13 protein-coding genes are annotated in these 18917 nt (G+C 31.6%); 2 read left to right on the top strand and 11 right to left on the bottom strand.

Going from position 1 to position 18917, the window contains the following annotated elements; genetic code table 11:
* Nucleotides 1-297 precede the first annotated feature (297 nt).
* The 11 genes from LQ693_RS12130 to LQ693_RS12080 form a co-directional block, all read right to left on the bottom strand.
* Complete coding sequence (locus LQ693_RS12130) at nt 298-1719, bottom strand: alpha-amylase family glycosyl hydrolase (protein WP_107565313.1); 1422 nt, start codon at nt 1717-1719, stop codon at nt 298-300.
* Between the two features lie 153 nt (nt 1720-1872).
* The gene (locus LQ693_RS12125; RefSeq protein WP_107565314.1) at nt 1873-2217 is read right to left on the bottom strand and encodes a YisL family protein; all 345 of its coding nucleotides are present in this window, start codon (nt 2215-2217) and stop codon (nt 1873-1875) included.
* Nucleotides 2218-2423: 206 nt separating this feature from the next.
* Nucleotides 2424-3329 carry a fumarylacetoacetate hydrolase family protein gene (locus LQ693_RS12120; protein ID WP_204174792.1) on the bottom strand — a complete coding sequence of 302 codons (906 nt, stop codon included), beginning with the start codon at nt 3327-3329 and terminating at the stop codon, nt 2424-2426.
* A 76-nt stretch (nt 3330-3405) separates the two neighbouring features.
* Entirely contained in the window at nt 3406-4533 is a 1128-nt protein-coding gene (locus LQ693_RS12115; RefSeq protein WP_107590548.1) for a DUF418 domain-containing protein, read from the bottom strand.
* The gene (gene addA, locus LQ693_RS12110) at nt 4533-8171 is read right to left on the bottom strand and encodes a helicase-exonuclease AddAB subunit AddA (RefSeq protein WP_107572688.1); all 3639 of its coding nucleotides are present in this window, start codon (nt 8169-8171) and stop codon (nt 4533-4535) included. Before addA ends, LQ693_RS12115 begins: the two co-directional genes overlap by 1 nt.
* Nucleotides 8168-11638: a helicase-exonuclease AddAB subunit AddB gene (gene addB / locus LQ693_RS12105; RefSeq protein ID WP_107565317.1), complete on the bottom strand. Its 3471-nt coding sequence runs from the start codon at nt 11636-11638 to the stop codon at nt 8168-8170. The genes addA and addB overlap by 4 nt, the downstream gene beginning before the upstream one ends.
* A 96-nt stretch (nt 11639-11734) precedes the next feature.
* On the bottom strand, nt 11735-12301 hold the full coding sequence (lepB, locus tag LQ693_RS12100) for a signal peptidase I (RefSeq protein ID WP_025905256.1): 567 nt from the start codon (nt 12299-12301) through the stop codon (nt 11735-11737).
* Between the two features lie 19 nt (nt 12302-12320).
* Complete coding sequence (gene lepB, locus LQ693_RS12095) at nt 12321-12851, bottom strand: signal peptidase I (protein ID WP_103361877.1); 531 nt, start codon at nt 12849-12851, stop codon at nt 12321-12323.
* Entirely contained in the window at nt 12848-13462 is a 615-nt protein-coding gene (locus tag LQ693_RS12090) for a TVP38/TMEM64 family protein (protein ID WP_107618015.1), read from the bottom strand. Before LQ693_RS12090 ends, lepB (LQ693_RS12095) begins: the two co-directional genes overlap by 4 nt.
* 195 nt (nt 13463-13657) lie before the next feature.
* On the bottom strand, nt 13658-14581 hold the full coding sequence (locus LQ693_RS12085; protein ID WP_204259329.1) for a nuclease-related domain-containing protein: 924 nt from the start codon (nt 14579-14581) through the stop codon (nt 13658-13660).
* 94 nt (nt 14582-14675) lie between these two features.
* Nucleotides 14676-16013 (bottom strand): glucose-6-phosphate isomerase, encoded by a 1338-nt coding sequence (locus tag LQ693_RS12080; RefSeq protein WP_037588854.1) that lies wholly within the window; start codon nt 16011-16013, stop codon nt 14676-14678.
* A 210-nt stretch (nt 16014-16223) separates the two neighbouring features.
* Between LQ693_RS12080 and LQ693_RS12075 the strand changes: the two genes are divergently transcribed.
* Both LQ693_RS12075 and argH read left to right on the top strand, forming a co-directional pair.
* Nucleotides 16224-17426, top strand: a complete 1203-nt coding sequence (locus LQ693_RS12075) for an argininosuccinate synthase (protein ID WP_107618383.1) — start codon at nt 16224-16226, stop codon at nt 17424-17426.
* Entirely contained in the window at nt 17423-18796 is a 1374-nt protein-coding gene (gene argH / locus LQ693_RS12070; RefSeq protein ID WP_107618384.1) for an argininosuccinate lyase, read from the top strand. Before LQ693_RS12075 ends, argH begins: the two co-directional genes overlap by 4 nt.
* Nucleotides 18797-18917 lie beyond the last annotated feature (121 nt).

Raw genomic sequence — 18917 nt, 5'->3', positions numbered from 1 at the left:
CCTCTACAATTTTTTCTTAGTCGATTACATTGTACTAAAGTGAGCTATATATGGCTCTTTTTTTATTACACAATTATATGGACATATTCTTTATCGGTCCATATTTCCCGTTTCTGGACCGGTAATTTATTTTATCGGTCCATATTTCTCATTTCTGGACCGGTAATTATTTTTATCGGTCCATATTTCTCGTTTCTGGACAGGTATTTATTTTTATCGGTCCAGAAACACACTCCTAACCCCTTACTACCTCTAACAATGAAAAAAGCTGGGACACGGATGTCCCAGCTTTACATATTATTGATTATTCTTTTGTCGTTTACTTCTTCTTGATACTAAGAAGATAAATAATCCAAATAATAGGATTACAAGTACTGCTGCAACTAAATAACTATTATTCAGTCCTCTTTCATTAATAATTGCGTATAGTTCACTTTCTTCTCTATCCGTAATTAAGTCATATCGATTATCTTTACCTTTAATATTATCTCCTAATATAAGGCCAGATAGCATTTTATTTTTTTCAATAAGCTTATCATCTAATGTGACTTTTTTAGACTTACTACTATCGTTAATATTCAAGATATAATCAATCGTATTTGTGTCATAATAAAACAAGTTTGTGCCTTTATCATGCGGCAATACTTTCACTTTACCTTCATACAATTCCTGATATTGTTTAAAGGTATCAGCAATTTTTTCTAAATATTTTATAACTTCTTTATCCGTTCTAAAGTTCTGTAGCTGATTGATTGTTTCGATTTTCGAACCGTTTACAGCTATTTCTGTACCATAGTTCATCATAACTGGACCTTTATATCCCCACATATATGTCATTAATTGTTTAATACGTGTTCCAGGGAATTTGTTCTCATCTGCAGCATGCTTTGTGAAACGTTCTGTAAACCAAGTGTCTGCAATGAGTACTTCACCTTTTTGGTTATAATCAGGAATTTCGGTATTTTCAGTTTTAAATGCATTTTGAATAGCGGTACGTGTACCATTTGTCGATAAATGTTTGAAGTTCTTAGCGTTTATGCCGTCTTTATTAATGATACCGTATGTATCCAATCCTTCTGGTAGAAACGCCTCAGCATCTATACCATCTTGAACGATATTCATCGAAACACCATCGACATGATATTTATCAACAAAATTTTTAACTTTCGCTTTGTAAATACCTTGATTCTCACTATTCTTCAAATCTATGAATTGCTCATTTTTAAAGTATGATTTTTGAATTTGATTTAAATCACCAGATGTAGATTGCTTAAAATCATCTGTATATGTAACTGGCATATCAACGATGATTTTCATATCTTTATGATGCACTTTATCAATTAATGATTTGAATGCTTTTTCTCCACCTAGCACTTTGTCAATATCATCATAGTTTTTCACTTTATATCCTAAAAAATCTTTCTGATCATGTGAAAAGACTGGTGAAATATGTATCGTATTAAATCCCATATCATGAATATAATCTAGCTTTGATTCAATCCCTTGGAAATCCCCTCCAAGTGGTAAATCTTTCGATTGATTATTATTTTTAATCATCTTATTGTTGTCGTTATTTCCATTCATAAAACGATCAACCACTAAACTATAAATTCTAGGGTATTTAACATCCTCGTATTCTTTCTCTTTCGCAAAAACATAGCTACTAAAAAGTGGTGCGATTAATATAATCGATATGATTATTTTTGTCCATTTATTCATTTATTCAACCCTCTTTATTACCCAATTAATTCTATTATACTAAAACGTTTACTTAACTGATAGAACTACATGAAATTGTCATAAATAAATTCAATAAAAAAATCCATTCATGTCTTGTATATACAAAATCATGAATGGATCTTAAAGTGGCTATTAACCAAAGTGTAATACACCCATTGGTAAATAACTACCTAATAAAATCGTTAATACCATTACAACAATTGTTGCAATGAATAATCCTTGGCTGTTTTTATTCTTTTTCTTCTTAGCAATTGTCACTTCAATTAAACCAAGAACTGCAAGTCCAAGAATAAATTTAATACCATATAGCATACCGTTAATTCCCATAGCTTGTATGAAAATAACAAAACCAGAAATTAAAGTAAATACCATGAATAATCTTAAGACCATATGCACTGGTTTATTTGTAACTTTCATGTAGACAACGAAGAATAAGATAATCGTAACTAACCAGCTAAAAATATGGAAATGTATCATATTTAGTTCCCCCCAAATATTCATATTTCTTTTCCAATAGCATTATAACATAGGAACAATTAGAATAAGCCCATTTTTGCAAAAGCAAATATTAAAGTTAGCGCATAATTCACAATTTATTCAAATGTTCGTCCTACTAAAAAGAATACCCCCTATTCCAAGTTTCTAACACTCGGTTTAGAAGGTACTCTTATATATTACTTTAATTATTTTTCACTAATGAATGTTGTTAAAGTTCCGATACCATCAATTGTTACTTTAATTTCATCACCAGGTTGTAAAAATTGTGGTGGGGTCATACCTGCACCAACTCCAGCCGGTGTACCAGTAGCAATGATATCTCCTGGATGCAATGCTACATATTTAGAAATTTCAGCAATTAATTCGTCGATTTTTAAGATCATTTCATTTGTATTACCATCTTGACGAATTTCATTGTTCACTTTAGTGACAATATTAACGTCTTCAGGTAATGGTAACTCATCTTTAGTTACGATATATGGACCCATTGGGCATCCACCTGTTAATGATTTAGAAAGGAATGCTTGATCGTGTTCCTTTTGAGCATTTCTATCTGTAATGTCATTGATGATTGTGTAACCATATACATAATCTAAAGCTAATCCACGTGGGATTTTCTCTCCATGCTTACCGATTACAACGCCTAATTCACCTTCATAATCTAACTTGTCTGTTACATCTTTATGATTCGGAATTTCTGCGTTATCACCAGTTAAAGATGATGCTGCTTTAGTGAATACATATAATCTATTAACTTTATTATTTAATTCTTCAGCGTGTTTTTTGTAATTACGTCCGAAAGCAATTACATTATTTGTAGGTGTTACAGGTGGTAAAAACTCGATATCCTCGAAGCTATATTTGTAATCGTCTTTCTCAGCAGATTCTTCTACTTTAACGACTGCTTTACGAACTGCTTCTTGGAAATCAACATTTATATTTAATTGTAAACCTTCTAATAATGTCTTAGGATTAAAACCTTCTTCTCCAAAGTCTGCAAATACTTTGCGTAAATCCCAAACCGCTTCTTCGCGTTTTACTTTCACACCGTATGAAGTGATATCTTTATGTTTAAAAGTTAAAAATTTCATTCACTCTGTCAACTCCTTCTTATTCTTAATTTCGATTATACCGAATTTTTAGATAAATCGCATGCTTTTCAATCGATTATTTTAAATATGTTACTTTTCTCCATAATTTTTCCAATAGTCCTTGTTTAAATTTCATTAAATACAGATAACTCACGATAAGTTGCACGAAATAAATAACGATACCTATTATATAAATGTTTAAGACAGGTAACTTACCGTAGTAATTTAAACCAACACCATAGAATATGATTATACATATTATGCTTTGTGAAATATAAGTCGTTAAGCTTAGTTTTCCGATTGATTGTAATGGCGTTAAAATTTTTCGAGCTGTTTGATCTTCACATAAGATCACAAAGAACATAATATAGCTCAATGCAACAATTGGACCACCAATCATCTGACTCATTAATTGTGATGTCACTGAACCTTCTAACACGATTTGAATCATTTTAATCGCTAAACCTAAAATTAATACAACAACGCCTATCACCATATATAGATTTTTATGTTGTTTAATTTTGTTAAACCAATTAATTTGATGAGCATAAATACCGAATAGCATAATCGGTAAAATAGAAAATGGTCCTACTAGAATGGCGTTCGCAATATTCATACCAAAATATTTCAAATTAAATCCAATAATCGATACATAATCAGCACTTGATAATATATTATTAACTCTTTCTAATTCTTGTAATCCTACGAAGCTTTCTATTTGTGTGACATCTTTTAATAAAATCATTGGCAGTAAATATAACAGTACAAATATGCCGATTCCTATTGATAGTGCAACTAATGTAAATTGTGGTTTCAAGCGCACAAATATGATTGCTATTAAACCTAACAATGCATATGTTGATAAAATATCACCATAAAAAATGAACACGCCATGAATGATACCTAGCAATAATAAAAATAATAATCTTCTCGTAATCATTGGATAATAGTTTAATCCCTTATCCAAACTATTTTGATACATGATAGACAAACCATAACCAAATAGAAATGCAAATATTGGATAAAACGAAGCGATTATAAATAATGAACTGATTTTAAACCATGCACCATCTTGATGTTGAAAAAACTCAAACGGATTGATGATTTGATATGGATAAGCAAAGGTTAAAATATTCATAAGTAATATACCTAGTAAACTAAACCCTCTTAAAGCATCAATACTAAATATTCTTTGTTTTGCCATTAATGATTCTCCTTGATGTGTTTCGTTCCATATTGAAAGAAGTATAAATAACCTTCAACTGGTTTCTTCAATATTGTTTCCAATGTATTTTGATAATAACGCATTTGAACGTCATACTTTTGTTTCATCGTTTCTGCTACTTCTTCTTTTGTTTTACCTCTACGAACGATAAATGCATCTGTTTTATAATCTATAAATGATACTTTATCTCCTTCAATAAATATACAATCTATCATCCCTTGAATTATGGGTTTATTATCTTTTTCAGAAACATCGAAAGATAAACCTTGATCGATATCATCTTGACCAACTACAAAAGGTACCTCTCTCATGACTTTGTCTGCATTAACTAACCTTTTGTATAAATCAGATTGTGTAAACACTTCTATTAATGATAAATCTAAATCTTGCATAGCGTCATCAGGTAGTATTTCTTTATCCATCAACTCATGTACAAGATTTTGTAAGTCTTCTACAGATAAACCTCCTTGTTTTAAAGGAAGGTGTTGCATGACAGCATGCATCAAAGTACCAATTTCTGCACTTTGTCTTTTTTGTTTAGTCATAAACTTAGGTCTGTCATATGATTTAGTACCAAGCTGATATTGTCTCACAATTTGATAATCCGTTCCTGCTTCTTCAGTTTCTCGCTGACGTTTAATTTCAGAAACAGATTGTTTTGCTGCAATATTTAACAGTTGTTCATCCGGATATTTGTACACCATCTGATTATAGATTTCATCCTTTTTCTCAGAAGGTTTATATTTCATAAGTGTATCTAATGTTGGTTTCTCGTATGAGATATCTTGTTCTTCATCTTGTTCTTCGTCACGTATGATATTGATATTAAAAGATTCACTTCGTTCAGATTTAAATGGCATTGAGTGTGATAAACCATTATCTTTCGATTTAGCTAGAACTGAAGAGATAAGATCAAATGGTGATTTCGCCTTCACTCTATATTCAGATTCAATCATTTCATCTTGATCTGCACTAACAAGCCCAATTTTTTCGAGTGCTTTATCACCTTTAACACGACCAATAAGATATAATCCCTCTTTAGCTCTCGTTAATGCGACATAAATCAATCTCATTTCTTCAGAAATCATTTCTGTTTCGTTAATATTTTTAAATATAATAGATGCTAATGTTGGGAATGAGACTTCTTTTTCAGTATTGAAATATGTTAAAGCTAATCCATATCGATTATTTAAGATAACATGCTCTCTTAATTCAGTACGGTTAAATTCACGTGTAATACCTGAATAAATAACAAACGGAAATTCCAGACCTTTACTACTATGAATCGTCATCATACGTACAACATCATCATTCGGCCCTATAACACTTTCTTGTCCGAAATCTTGGCCACGATCAATTAATTCATCGATAAATCTAATAAATTGGAAAATACCTCTTAAACTTGATGCTTCAAATTGTATAGCTTTATTTAATAAGCCGTATAAGTTCTGTCTTCTTTGAACACCACCAGTAAGGCCACTAAAGTAAGAAATTAAGTAATAGTCATTATACAATTTATCCAACAGTTGCCATACCGGGACAGACTTACTATATGCTTGATAGTCTTTCAATTGCGTTAAAAATTGATTAAGCTTTTCTACTAGTGCTGTGTCCGCTTCTGGATTTGACATATATTTATAAATAGAATCTATATAGTAAATTTCTTGCGGCGCTTTATTTCTAATTTCAGCAAGTTCATCTTCTTTAAACTGAAATGCTATCGAACGCATAACACCAACTAAATATTTATCTTGCAACGGGTTATCTATTACTCGTAAAAATGAAAGCATCAATCTAATTTCATTTTGTTCGAAGTAGCCTTTTTTCGATTCTACATAAAACGGAATATTCGCTTCTTTAAATTGTTGTTGCATGTGCATCGCATTACTATAACTTCTCTCAAGAATCACGATATCTTTAAATGTTGCAGGTCGATAACTTTGCGTTTTTCTATCAAATACGCGTTTGTTATCTAATATATATTGCACTTTATCTACAATAGCCTTTGCTTCAATAAGATTATTATCTTCTACTTCAAATGAATCTTGGACGATAATATCCATTTCTAATGGCGTATGTTGTGAATCATAATCTGCACCGTAATACAATTTAGCTTCATCGTTATATTCAATTTCACCTACAACTTCATCCATCATATGTGAAAAGATAAAATTCGTATTATCGAGCACTTCTTTTCTAGATCTAAAGTTCTTAGATAAATCGATCACTTCACCTGATGCTATTTTCGGATCATTAAATCGTTTATATTTTTCTATAAATAATTCTGGCTCAGCTTGTCTAAATTTATAGATGGATTGTTTCACATCACCAACCATAAACAAGTTACCATTATGCTCTTCTCCACGTTTAATACAACTGATGATAGCCTCTTGTACTCTATTAGTATCTTGATATTCATCTACTAAAATTTCATCAAAGTAATCTCGATATTGCAATGCAATTTCTGAAGGATTACCATCATCATCTGTCAAAATTTCTAAAGCTAAATGTTCATAATCAGAGAAATCAATAATTCTTTTTTGTTGTTTAAGTGATTGGAAATATTGAATGACATCTTTCGTGATATCCGCAATCACTTTCACTCTTGGTCCCATATCTTTCATATCTTGAATTAAATCTTCTCTACTTCTGCTAAGATAACCTTCAGTCAGTTCTTTTAAGTGGTCAATATAGGCTGTATGATAGTCTTTACCTAGTACCAGTAATTGCTCTGACCCTTCATTTTCAGACTTAATCTTTGCACTATTTGTCGGTAATTTCTTTGCTGCCATATCTAAATGTATTTGATCAAGTGGCTTACTACCTTCAAATACGCGCTCCAACCATATACGTTCACCTTCAAGATATTTCACATGTTTATCCACTTCATTCAAATGCTGGTAGCAATCTATTGACTGATACAAAGCATTTTTAGCACTATCTAATTTACGATAAATAAGTTGGTCAAACATTTTAAAATAAGCATGATTTTCATCAATTTGATCATATGGTTGATCCAATTCATTTAACCACGCGAAAGGATCTGCATGCGCAATACTAAATCGATACAAACGGTTCAATAATGCTCTTAAAGGCTCGTCAGAACGGTCATTGGATAAATGCTCAACGATTTCTAAAAATGTCTGTTCATTCTTTTCATAATAGCTTTCTAACACATCATCTATTGCCTGTTCTAATAAGACAATACTCTCAACTTCATTTGCAGTTCTAAAGTTTGGGTCAATATCAATCGTGTCATAATGTGATTTAATTAATGTTAAACAAAAGCTATGAAGTGTAGAAATTTGAGCTTGATGAATTTTAATTCTTTGTGATTTCAAATGTTCATCTTCAGGATATTTAATACTTTCTTTTTGAATCGCAGCATTGACCCTTGCTTTCATTTCTCTCGCACTTGCGTTAGTGAAGGTTACAACAAGCAGCCTATTGACGTCTTGTTTGTTACGCATAATTTTTTGAATAATACGCTCAACTAGCACAGCTGTCTTACCACTTCCCGCTGCAGCTGCAACAAGGATATCTTTCCCTTCGCTATATATCGCTTTCCATTGATCATCCGTCCACTGTGCATCTATCGGCTTTTCTGGCAATGTCATTCTTCCGCCTCCTCTCTCAACATGTCGATGATTTCATCTTTCGTTAATGTATGTTCGATTTCTCTATATTGCTCTGTATCAGTTATAGGGTCGATGTGACAAACTGATTTAAATTCACAAAATTGGCAAGGTAATCGCTTTTGATAGCGCATAGGCGAAACTTCTGTATGCCCATCCATAATTTGTGTGGCTGTTTCAACAAAGTTTTCTCTATTTTTATTCATTAATTTGAAAAATAGTTCTTCATCTAAAGCTTTACTATAACTATTCAATTCACCATTTTTCTTTTTCGTAACAGGAATCATGTCAGATTTTAATTGATCTATCAATTTATCATCAAGCGCATCGACTACTTCAGGATTTCTATTCACATAGCCGTCCATTTTGAATTTTTCAATGGTTTGTTGATAAATATCATCTACTTCTGGAATTTCACCCCAACTTGTTGCTTTAATTTCAGGTTCATGCACATGGAAATACAATAATGCACCAGGTGATACATTATCTTGTAGATTTAACAAAGCTTTATTTTGTAGTACGACATCTAAATACGTAAACATTTGCATTTGCATGCCATACATTACTTTAGTTAAATCTAAACTTGTCACAGATGACTTATAGTCAATAATGGACACATAATCTTTATCTTTACCTTTATATACGTCCAATCTATCAATTTGACCTCTAATATTAATTGGAATTTTTCGTTTCGTTGCTAAAGGTGTCGTTTTTAATTGATGTTTAGATGTTGCACCAAAGTTTAATTCAAATTGATAAGCTTTGAATTTTGAATGACTTGTTTGATACTTCATTGCTTCTAATGTAGATTTCAAAATGTTTTGGATGCGTAATTTTAAATATCTATAATGTGCAGTACGATGTAGGACATCAAATTGAATTTTAGGCAAGCTTTCATCGATAGCTTCGTTTATGAGTTTAGTCATGGCTTTCGCTGATAACTTACTAAAGTCTCCATTTACTTCATCTGAAATATATTTCAATGTTTGATGGAATATATTACCGATATCGACACTTTGAATTTGATATTTCGTACGTTCGTTTAATTTTAAACCATGTGAAACGTAATGTTTAAATGGACATTGATTATATGTTTCAAACCTTGATACACTGGCATTTATTTTCTGACCATATAGTGATTCAGATACGTCTGTATTCAATTGGACTGTATCATTTTTATACGTTAAAGCTGATGTTAAAAATTGAACAGTATGATCTAAATGATGAATATCTAATGAAGCATGATACGCATCTAACCATATATCATTAACAATCTCATCATTCATCCAATCATTTAAATGTTCAAATATATGCATTTGACTTTGATGTTCATGTTCTAATAGTTGGATAGGATTGTGTTCTATATTTGATTTTAATGATTGAACTTCGAGGTTTGTAAATAGAGATTGAATCGTATTGATAAATGGACTCTTCTCTCTAATTTCTCCGCCATCGGACATTAAACTATATGTGAATATAACTTCTTTCTTAGCACGCGTCATCGCAATATAACATACAAACGCCTCATCCATCTGTAAAATATCACTCGTCGGGCTTAATTCTAAACCGCTTGATGCTGCTAATTCTTTTTTCTCATCGTCTGTTAATAACAACATTTGATTAGATACTTTCGGTAAGACACCGTCATTCATACCAAGCAAGAATACAATTTCTTTATTATCCACTTTGGCTAAATCCATATTACCGACTGTTACTTCATCTAGTGTTTGTGGAATCATTGAGAATTCTAATTCATCCAATCCTCTATCTAATATTTCGATGTATTCATTTAAAGAAAGCTTTACATCGCCTAACACTTCTACGATGTCATCAAATATGCGAATTGTACCTTCCCATACTTGGTCAATTTCTTCCGCTTCTTCAAACTGATGCTTTATTTCTAATTCATCGCGCATTGTCATTAAGTGCGTAGGTAAATCAAATTGTTCGATAACGCCGTATAATCGACTCGTAAAGTCTTCTACTGTTTGACTATCAGCTAAAGCTTCGTTCAACTTTTCAATTCGATTCACAACATAATCTTTCAAGTCGATGACACTTTGCACTGTTTTTCTATCTTCTTCTATAAATGTATCTTCTTCTTTTCTTAATGATTTTTTGCCGAGTTTTTCAAAAGATTCAACTGTGAAAAATTCTGGATTCGTCCATCTCTTACCAGATATCCCTCTTTCAAATGCATAGTTTTCTAATATATCAATTAAATAAGGCGCATTTGGGATATGGCTTGTTAAGATGCCTGTCTTCAACATGCTCATGACAGGTTCAAATCTCCATCCAGTTTGAATGACTTCTAACATAGACCTTAAACATTCAATGAACGGATGATATGCCATTTTCTTTTTCGCATCATGATTATATGCAATATTAAAATGCGGTAATACCGTGTCAATCAACTGCTCATAACCTGGATCACGATAAAGTATCGCGATGTCTTTGTACGATAAATGTTCTTCTCTCGAACGTCTTAATATCTCTCTCGCAACGTATTGAACTTCATCTCTCATATTGGATGTTTCAATAATTTTCAAATCTTCACTATCAATGGTATTCGGTAGTAATGCATCAAATTGACTTTCCAAATGCTTTAATACTTTTTGATTATTGAATCGTTCCGTTGTCTTAAAGTGCGTATAGTTAATCTTAATTTGTAATGCATCCGCAATGTCTTCAACATGATTGAGAGATTCGGATGTTTTTCTAAATAAGCTAAATGGATCTTTGTCTCCATCTGTCGTTAAACCAATTGTTACCGACTTACTATATTTAACTAAGGCTTCAATAACGCGATATTCAAGTGTTGAAAAGTTATGAAAACCGTCAATATAAATATCTGCTTGTTTAATGTAGTCTGAGTTAGGTATTTTCTCAATTAATTTATACAAGACATCTTCTGCCTGTACATAGCGTCCGTTTAATTGATCCTCTAACGCTTTATATATTGTTTCGATATCACTAAGTTTATCTTTCATTCTTTTAGGAATGGCTTCGTTATGTTCAATATAATGTGATAAATCATCAGGACTTACATTATATTTCTTGAAGTCTTTAATCTCATTCATCATTTTATGACTAAACCCATAATGTTGAATGGTAGACTGATATAAATTTAATTGTTTTTTATGTGTATGTAATAAGTGATATGTAAGCATTTCTAACGCTTCATCTGAAATTTGTTGTTCAACAAGACCGCCTTCATCACTTAAAACTCTCCAACTTAATCTTTCAAATCCGAATACTGAAGTACGTATACTTCCTTTTAAATTAGGATTTTTAACAAATGCTTGTTCATATTGGAAGGTATTTTGAGTTGGCGTCAAAAATATAATTGGGTCTCCTAATGGATTTTCAATCATAGCTTCAGTCATTTGGTTAAGCATTTGATTCGTTTTCCCGGTCCCACTTCGTCCAATCCATACATTTAATTGCATTTATTTCTACCTCCCTTACGTTCTCTTATTCATTTATTTTAACATAAAAAGAACACCTCACTTAATTTCAAAGTAAGGTGTTACAGAACTTTTATATTAATTTGTAGATGGGTCAAAATTATAATGGAATTGATTAATTGGCCAGAATCTTAATGCAACTTCACCAACAATGACATCTTTATCAATCAAACCAAATGAACGGCCATCTTTACTCACTTCACGATTGTCACCTAAGACTAAATATTCATCTTTAGGTATTTTATTAGCACCATTTGAATTCACTAAATCTTTTACTTCAAAGTTCTCTGTCAATAAATCACGAGACTTATTCGCTTTGTTTGCTTTCAAGTATTCTTCAGGTACTTTTTTACCATTTACATATAATTGGTCGTTTTCATATTTTACTGTATCACCAGGTTTACCGATAACACGTTTTACATAATCATCATTTGCGTTTGCGTGGAATACAATAACATCACCGTTATCAATATCTCCTACTTTATAACCAATTTTATTGACGATTACTTTTTCACTATTTTTTAAAGTTGGGTACATGGAATCTCCAGAAACTGTATATGTTACAAATAAGAATTTTTGTATCAATAATACACATACAACTGCTACTGCAATCGCCACAACCCATTCAAATATCTCTTTTTTCAAAAATGCCACCTCATTATTATTATTTATCAAAATTCACATCTATTTGATTAAATGGATAATATCTTAAATTCACAGTACCAACGATATCATCTTCATGTACAAATCCAATTTCTCTTGAGTCTCTGCTATTGCTACGATTGTCACCTAATACTAGATATTCACCGTTAGGAATAACATCACTTTTAGAGCCTTGAATCGTTCTTGTACTAAAGTCATCCGTTTTTATATCATCATTTAAATAACGCTCATTTACATGAGTACCATTAATATACAGTTTGTTGTTTTTCATTTCAACTGTGTCGCCTGGTAACCCGATAACTCTTTTAATATAATCAGCATTTTTATTCGCATGAAATACGATAACATCACCGTTATTAATTTGTCCAAAATTTTTAACAAGTTTATTAACAATTACTCTATCATTATCATGAAAAGTTGGTTTCATTGAGTCTCCGTCTACAACATAACCGATGAATAAAAATGTTCTTACAGCAAATAATAATACTAACGCAATAATAATTGCAATTATCCATTCGAATATTTTTTTCATTTTTGACTCCTATTTTTTAAGCGTTTATCAAAATATTTTTCTAAGCCTTTTCCAACTAGCCAGAGTACAAATATAATCACGACTACTATTATACTCTTTTTAGGACTTGCAAAAAAGGAATTTATATCGGCACCAATGAAACTTAACGTAAATATCATAATGGCTTTTGATAAAATTAACGCGATTAAATAGACTTGTTTACTAATATTTGAAAAAGCACTAACCATATTAACTAAAGCACCTGGTGTAAATGGAAAGCATAACAAAATAAACAGTGGTCCAAAGCCGTGTTCATCAATCCACTGAATAAATCTTACAACTCTAGGCTGTTCAACAATCTTTTTCATAAAAGGCTTTTTAGAAATTAATCTAAAGATTAAAAAGACGATATAACTTCCCGAAACAGTACCAGCCCATGTAATGATAAAACCTAACAATAATCCATAAGCATTTACATTAGCAATAACAAATAGAATAATCGGCAAAAACGGTAAGAATGCCTCAATAAAAGGTAATAAAAATGCAATGAATATCCCGAACGATCTAAACGTTTCAATTAATTCAGTAATGTTCTCTTCACTGAACCAATTCATTAAATCTTGTATTAACATGTAACGCAACTTCCTTCTTAAATTTAGATTAATTATACCGATAAATGTGTAAATAGAAAAGTAAATTGACATCATACAAAAGTCGTATCTTTAGGAATGAGAAGGAATTTATAGGTTTGTAGAAGGTAATGATTGCTCAGTAGGAGGAATTTAGTTTATGGAGATAACGAGATTGCTGGTATGGAGAATCACTGGTTATGGACCGATAATTATTTTTATCGGTCCATATTTAGTACTTTTTCTATTACCGCTTCTAATAAAGTACTTATATAGGATTCTCTTTATGGAACTTCTGTAGACCCCCGTCCACATTTCTGCTTCTTTTACTGAAAATGGTGCGCCTTTTAATAAATATAGTTCTTCTAATGATTGAATAATGATATTCGCTCTATTCAATTCTTTTTTACAATGATGACATTTTAAATATTTTCGTTTATTAAATAATTCATCTACTCGAATCAACTTTCGACAGTTTGTACATCGTACGCCTCTTTTTAAATTTTTATAGTCTATATTCAAATTTGGTATTTGATTTGTATTTAAAAATGGTTCGTGTAAGCTTTTTAGTTTGTGATATATCCATTTATTCTCTTCATATTTAAAATTTTGTGATACCATATCTTTTATTTTATGTATCTCACTTTTTAAAATAATGTTCATTCGAGATCGTAAATCACCATGTAACGTGAATGTTGGATGTATAAAAACAACATAGCTTTCTACTTTGCGTTTCAATTTATATTTCTCAACGATTCTTTTTAAGCCTTCTTGAGCGACTTCATATTGATTAATAAGATCTTTAGATACAAAACCTGTACTTCTAAATAGTTTGTGCTGATCAAAATAATAGTCACCTGTATAATTTTTAATTTCAAATTGAATAATAGCATCGTCTGTTATGACTACAAAATCAAATTGAATATGGTTATAATTTTTAATCTGTAAATCATATAGCCACCATTGTGCCCCATAACTTTCAAGTATTTGAGCGAATGCTTTTTCACCTTCGTACCCTTGTTTTGTGACTTGGTATTGTTCATCTATATTTTCAGGTAACACATCTATCCTATTTTGCAATGCATCAATATAAGCTAAAAATAAATTTTTACGTATTTTCATAAAATACCACTCATTTCTTCAAAAAATTCAAATCCAAAATAAAAAAAGTCCTCCAAATTAAATTTGGGGACTTTTTTCTAAAATATGTTTCATATTATAGTCTATCTTCTAATTCTTTTTTCAAGTCTTCGAATCCTGGTTTACCAAGTAATGCGAACATATTTTGTTTGTATGCTTCAACACCTGGTTGGTTAAATGGATTCACGCCTAACATATAACCACTCATTGCACATGCTAATTCGAAGAAGTATACAACATAACCGAATGTATATGCATCTAATTGAGGAACTTTAACAACTAAGTTTGGTACGCCACCATCTGTATGTGCTAATAATGTTCCTTGGAATGCTTTCGTATTAACGAAGTCAACTGTTTCACCTGCTAAGAAGTTTAAACCGTCTAAATCGTCTTTGTCTTCTTCAATTGTAATATCATGTTTAGGATTTTCAACTTTTACAACTGTTTCAAATAAGAAACGACGACCTTCTTGTACATATTGACCAAGTGAATGTAAGTCAGAAGTGAAGTTAGCACTTGATGGATAAATACCTTTGAAGTCTTTACCTTCAGATTCACCGAATAACTGTTTCCACCATTCACTGAAGTATTGTAAAGCTGGTTCGTAGTTAATTAACATTTCTGTTGAATATCCTTTTGCATATAAGATATTGCGAATTGCTGCATATTGATATGCAATATTGTCATCAAGTTCTGAAGATGATAAATCTTCACGTGCAGCTGCAGCACCTTTCATCATATCTTGAATATCAATACCACTTGCTGCGATTGGTAATAATCCAACTGCTGTTAATACTGAATATCTACCACCAACATCATCTGGTACGACAAATGTTTCATATCCTTCACCAGTTGCTAAATCTTTTAAAGCACCTTTTTCTTTATCAGTTGTAGCAAAGATACGGTTTTTAGCTTCTTCTTTACCGTATTTTTCTTCTAAAATTTTCTTAAATATTCTAAATGCTACTGCAGGTTCAGTCGTTGTACCTGATTTAGAAATAACGTTAATAGAGAAATCTTTACCATCTATATACTCAATTAAATCATGTACATAAGATGAAGATAAATGATGTCCTACAAATATAATTTGAGGATTTTCACCTTTTTCATAATTAGCAAATGTAGAATTTAACATTTCAACTGCTGCACGAGCACCTAAATATGAACCACCAATACCAATTACAAGTAATACTTCAGATTGTTCTTTGATACGTTTAGAAGCAGCTAGAATTCTATCGAACTCTTCTTTGTCATAATCTACAGGAAGGTCAACCCATCCTAAAAAGTCGCTACCTGCTCCAGTCTTTTCATGTATAACATGATGTATATTTTTTACTAGATCACGTGATTGTTCTAACTCATGTTCACCAAAAAATGTTAAAGCTTTTTTATAATCAAATTGAATATGTGACATAATATCCTCCTATGTAATCTATATTTTATTTCAACAACGTCTTTATTTTACTCTAGTTTTCATAGGCTTTCAATCGAAATGCAACGATATACTTTTAAGTGCATAAATATTTAAAATAACTATTGAACATTCATTCTTAATATGATATTGTATGTTTATCGATTAAATATACAAGATATTAAATATTAATACAAAAGCGAGGTTTTTTTAATGACTAATAAAGTTGTATTGGCATACTCAGGTGGATTAGATACGAGTGTTGCAGTAAAATGGCTAATTGAAAAAGGATATACAGTAATTGCATGTTGCCTAGATGTTGGTGAAGGTAAAGATTTAGAACTAGTAAAACAAAAAGCATATGATATGGGTGCAGAAAAATCATATGTAATAGACGCAACAAAAGAATTCAGTGAAGATTTTGTTGGATATGCAATTAAAGGTAATACAATGTATGAAGGAAGTTATCCACTTGTTTCTGCATTAAGTAGACCACTTATCTCTAAGAAATTAGTTGAAATCGCGCAAGAAGAAGATGCGATTGCAATAGCACATGGCTGTACTGGTAAGGGGAATGACCAAGTACGTTTTGAAGTAGCTATTAAAGCATTAGCACCTCATATTGAAGTATTAGCGCCAGTACGTGAATGGTCTTGGAGTCGTGAGGAAGAAATTGATTATGCTAAAAAACATAACATTCCAATTCCTATCAATTTAGATTCTCCATATTCAATTGACCAAAATTTATGGGGTCGTAGTAATGAGTGTGGTATTCTTGAAGATCCATTTGCGACACCACCAGAAGATGCATATGATTTAACGAAACCAATTGAAGAAACACCTGATACACCAGAAGAACTTGAAATTGTATTTGAAAAAGGTTTACCTATTTCAATCAATAATAAATCATATCCGTTAGATGAATTAATCTTACAACTTAATGAAATTGCTGGTTTACACGGTATCGGTAGAATCGATCACGTAGAAAACCGTTTAGTTGGTATTAAATCACGTGAAGTATATGAAACACCAGGTGCAAAGGTTATAATGGAAGCACATAAAGCATTAGAGACGATTACTTTAACTAAAGACGTTGCACACTTTAAACCGGTAATCGAAAAACAATTAGCTGAACAAATCTATAATGGATTATGGTTCTCTCCATTAACAGATAGCTTAAAACAATTTATCGATTCTACACAAACTCAAGTAACAGGTACAATACGTGTTAAACTATTTAAAGGAAATGTGATCGTTAATGGACGTAAATCTCCATTTAGTTTATACAATGAGGCACTTGCTACGTACACTAAAGAAGACGCATTTAACCAAGAAGCAGCTGTAGGATTCATTGAAATCTTCGGTTTACCTACTAAGGTTAAAGCATTATTAGAAACAGAGGGTGTTTTAAAATGACAAAAAAAGCATGGGGTGGAAGATTCGAGTCTAACCCTGAATCATGGGTAGATGCATTTAATGCATCTATCCATTTTGATAAAAATTTAATTGATCAAGATATTCAAGGTAGTATTGCACATGCAACAATGTTAGCGGAGCAAAATATCATCAAGACAGAAGAAGCAAACCAAATTATTCAAGGTTTAAAAGATATCCAAGCCGACTATTATAACGGTAATCTTGAGCTTTCTGAATCACTAGAAGATATTCATTTAAATATTGAACATGCTTTAATTCAGAAGATTGGTCAAGTTGGCGGTAAATTGCACACTGGTAGAAGTAGAAATGACCAAGTTGCAACGGATATGCACCTTTATACAAAACAACATGTTCAAGAGATTCTTACACTTATAGAATCACTTCAAAAATCAATTCTTGTTATTGCTGATGAACATGTACATACTATCATGCCTGGTTACACGCACTTACAAAGAGCGCAACCTATATCTTTCGCGCATCATATCATGACTTATTTCTGGATGTTAGAGCGTGATAAATCGAGATTTAATGATAGTTTAAAAAGAATCGACATCAGTCCACTAGGTGCTGCAGCTTTAAGCGGTACAACGCACCCTATTGATAGACATCGTACACAAGAACTTTTAAACTTTAGCAGTTTATATGAAAATAGTCTTGATGCAGTTAGTGACCGTGATTATATCGTTGAAACATTGCATAATATTTCATTAACGATGGTTCACCTTTCAAGATTTGCTGAAGAAATTATTTTCTGGTCTACTGATGAAGCTAAATTCGTTACATTATCAGATAGTTTTTCTACTGGATCATCGATTATGCCACAGAAGAAAAATCCTGATATGGCTGAATTAATTAGAGGAAAAGTAGGAAGAACAACAGGTCATTTAATGAGTATGCTCGTTACTTTAAAAGGCTTGCCACTCGCATATAATAAAGATATGCAAGAAGATAAAGAAGGTCTGTTCGATGCCATTCATACGATTAAAGGCTCATTGCGTATTTTCGAAGGTATGATTTCTACTATGCAAGTGAATAAAGAGCGTTTAAATGAAACAGTGCATAAAGATTTTTCTAATGCTACTGAGCTAGCTGATTATTTAGTAGAACAAAATATACCTTTTAGAGAAGCACATGAGATTGTAGGTAAAATCGTCTTATGGTGCATTCAAAATGGCAAATATTTATTAGATGTGCCATTAGAACAATATCAATCTTATAACGAACGTATACAAGAAGATGTATATGATTACTTGAAACCTGAAAACTGTTTAAACCGTAGAAAAAGTTATGGTTCAACAGGTCAAGAGTCCGTACAACATCAAATTAATGTCGCTAAAGAACTCATATAATCAAAAAACACACCATTCATAATGGTGTGTTTCAGAGTGTCGACAAAGTCTTAGACTTTGCCGGCATTTTTTTATGCGCATGCTTTCCGCGGGCATGTTCTCAGCCTGTAGTCTTCGAATC

Origin of the sequence: Mammaliicoccus sp. B-M6, from assembly GCF_022386965.1 — a bacterium.
GTDB lineage: Bacteria > Bacillota > Bacilli > Staphylococcales > Staphylococcaceae > Mammaliicoccus > Mammaliicoccus sciuri_A.
This window is presented reverse-complemented; position numbering and strand designations above follow the sequence as displayed.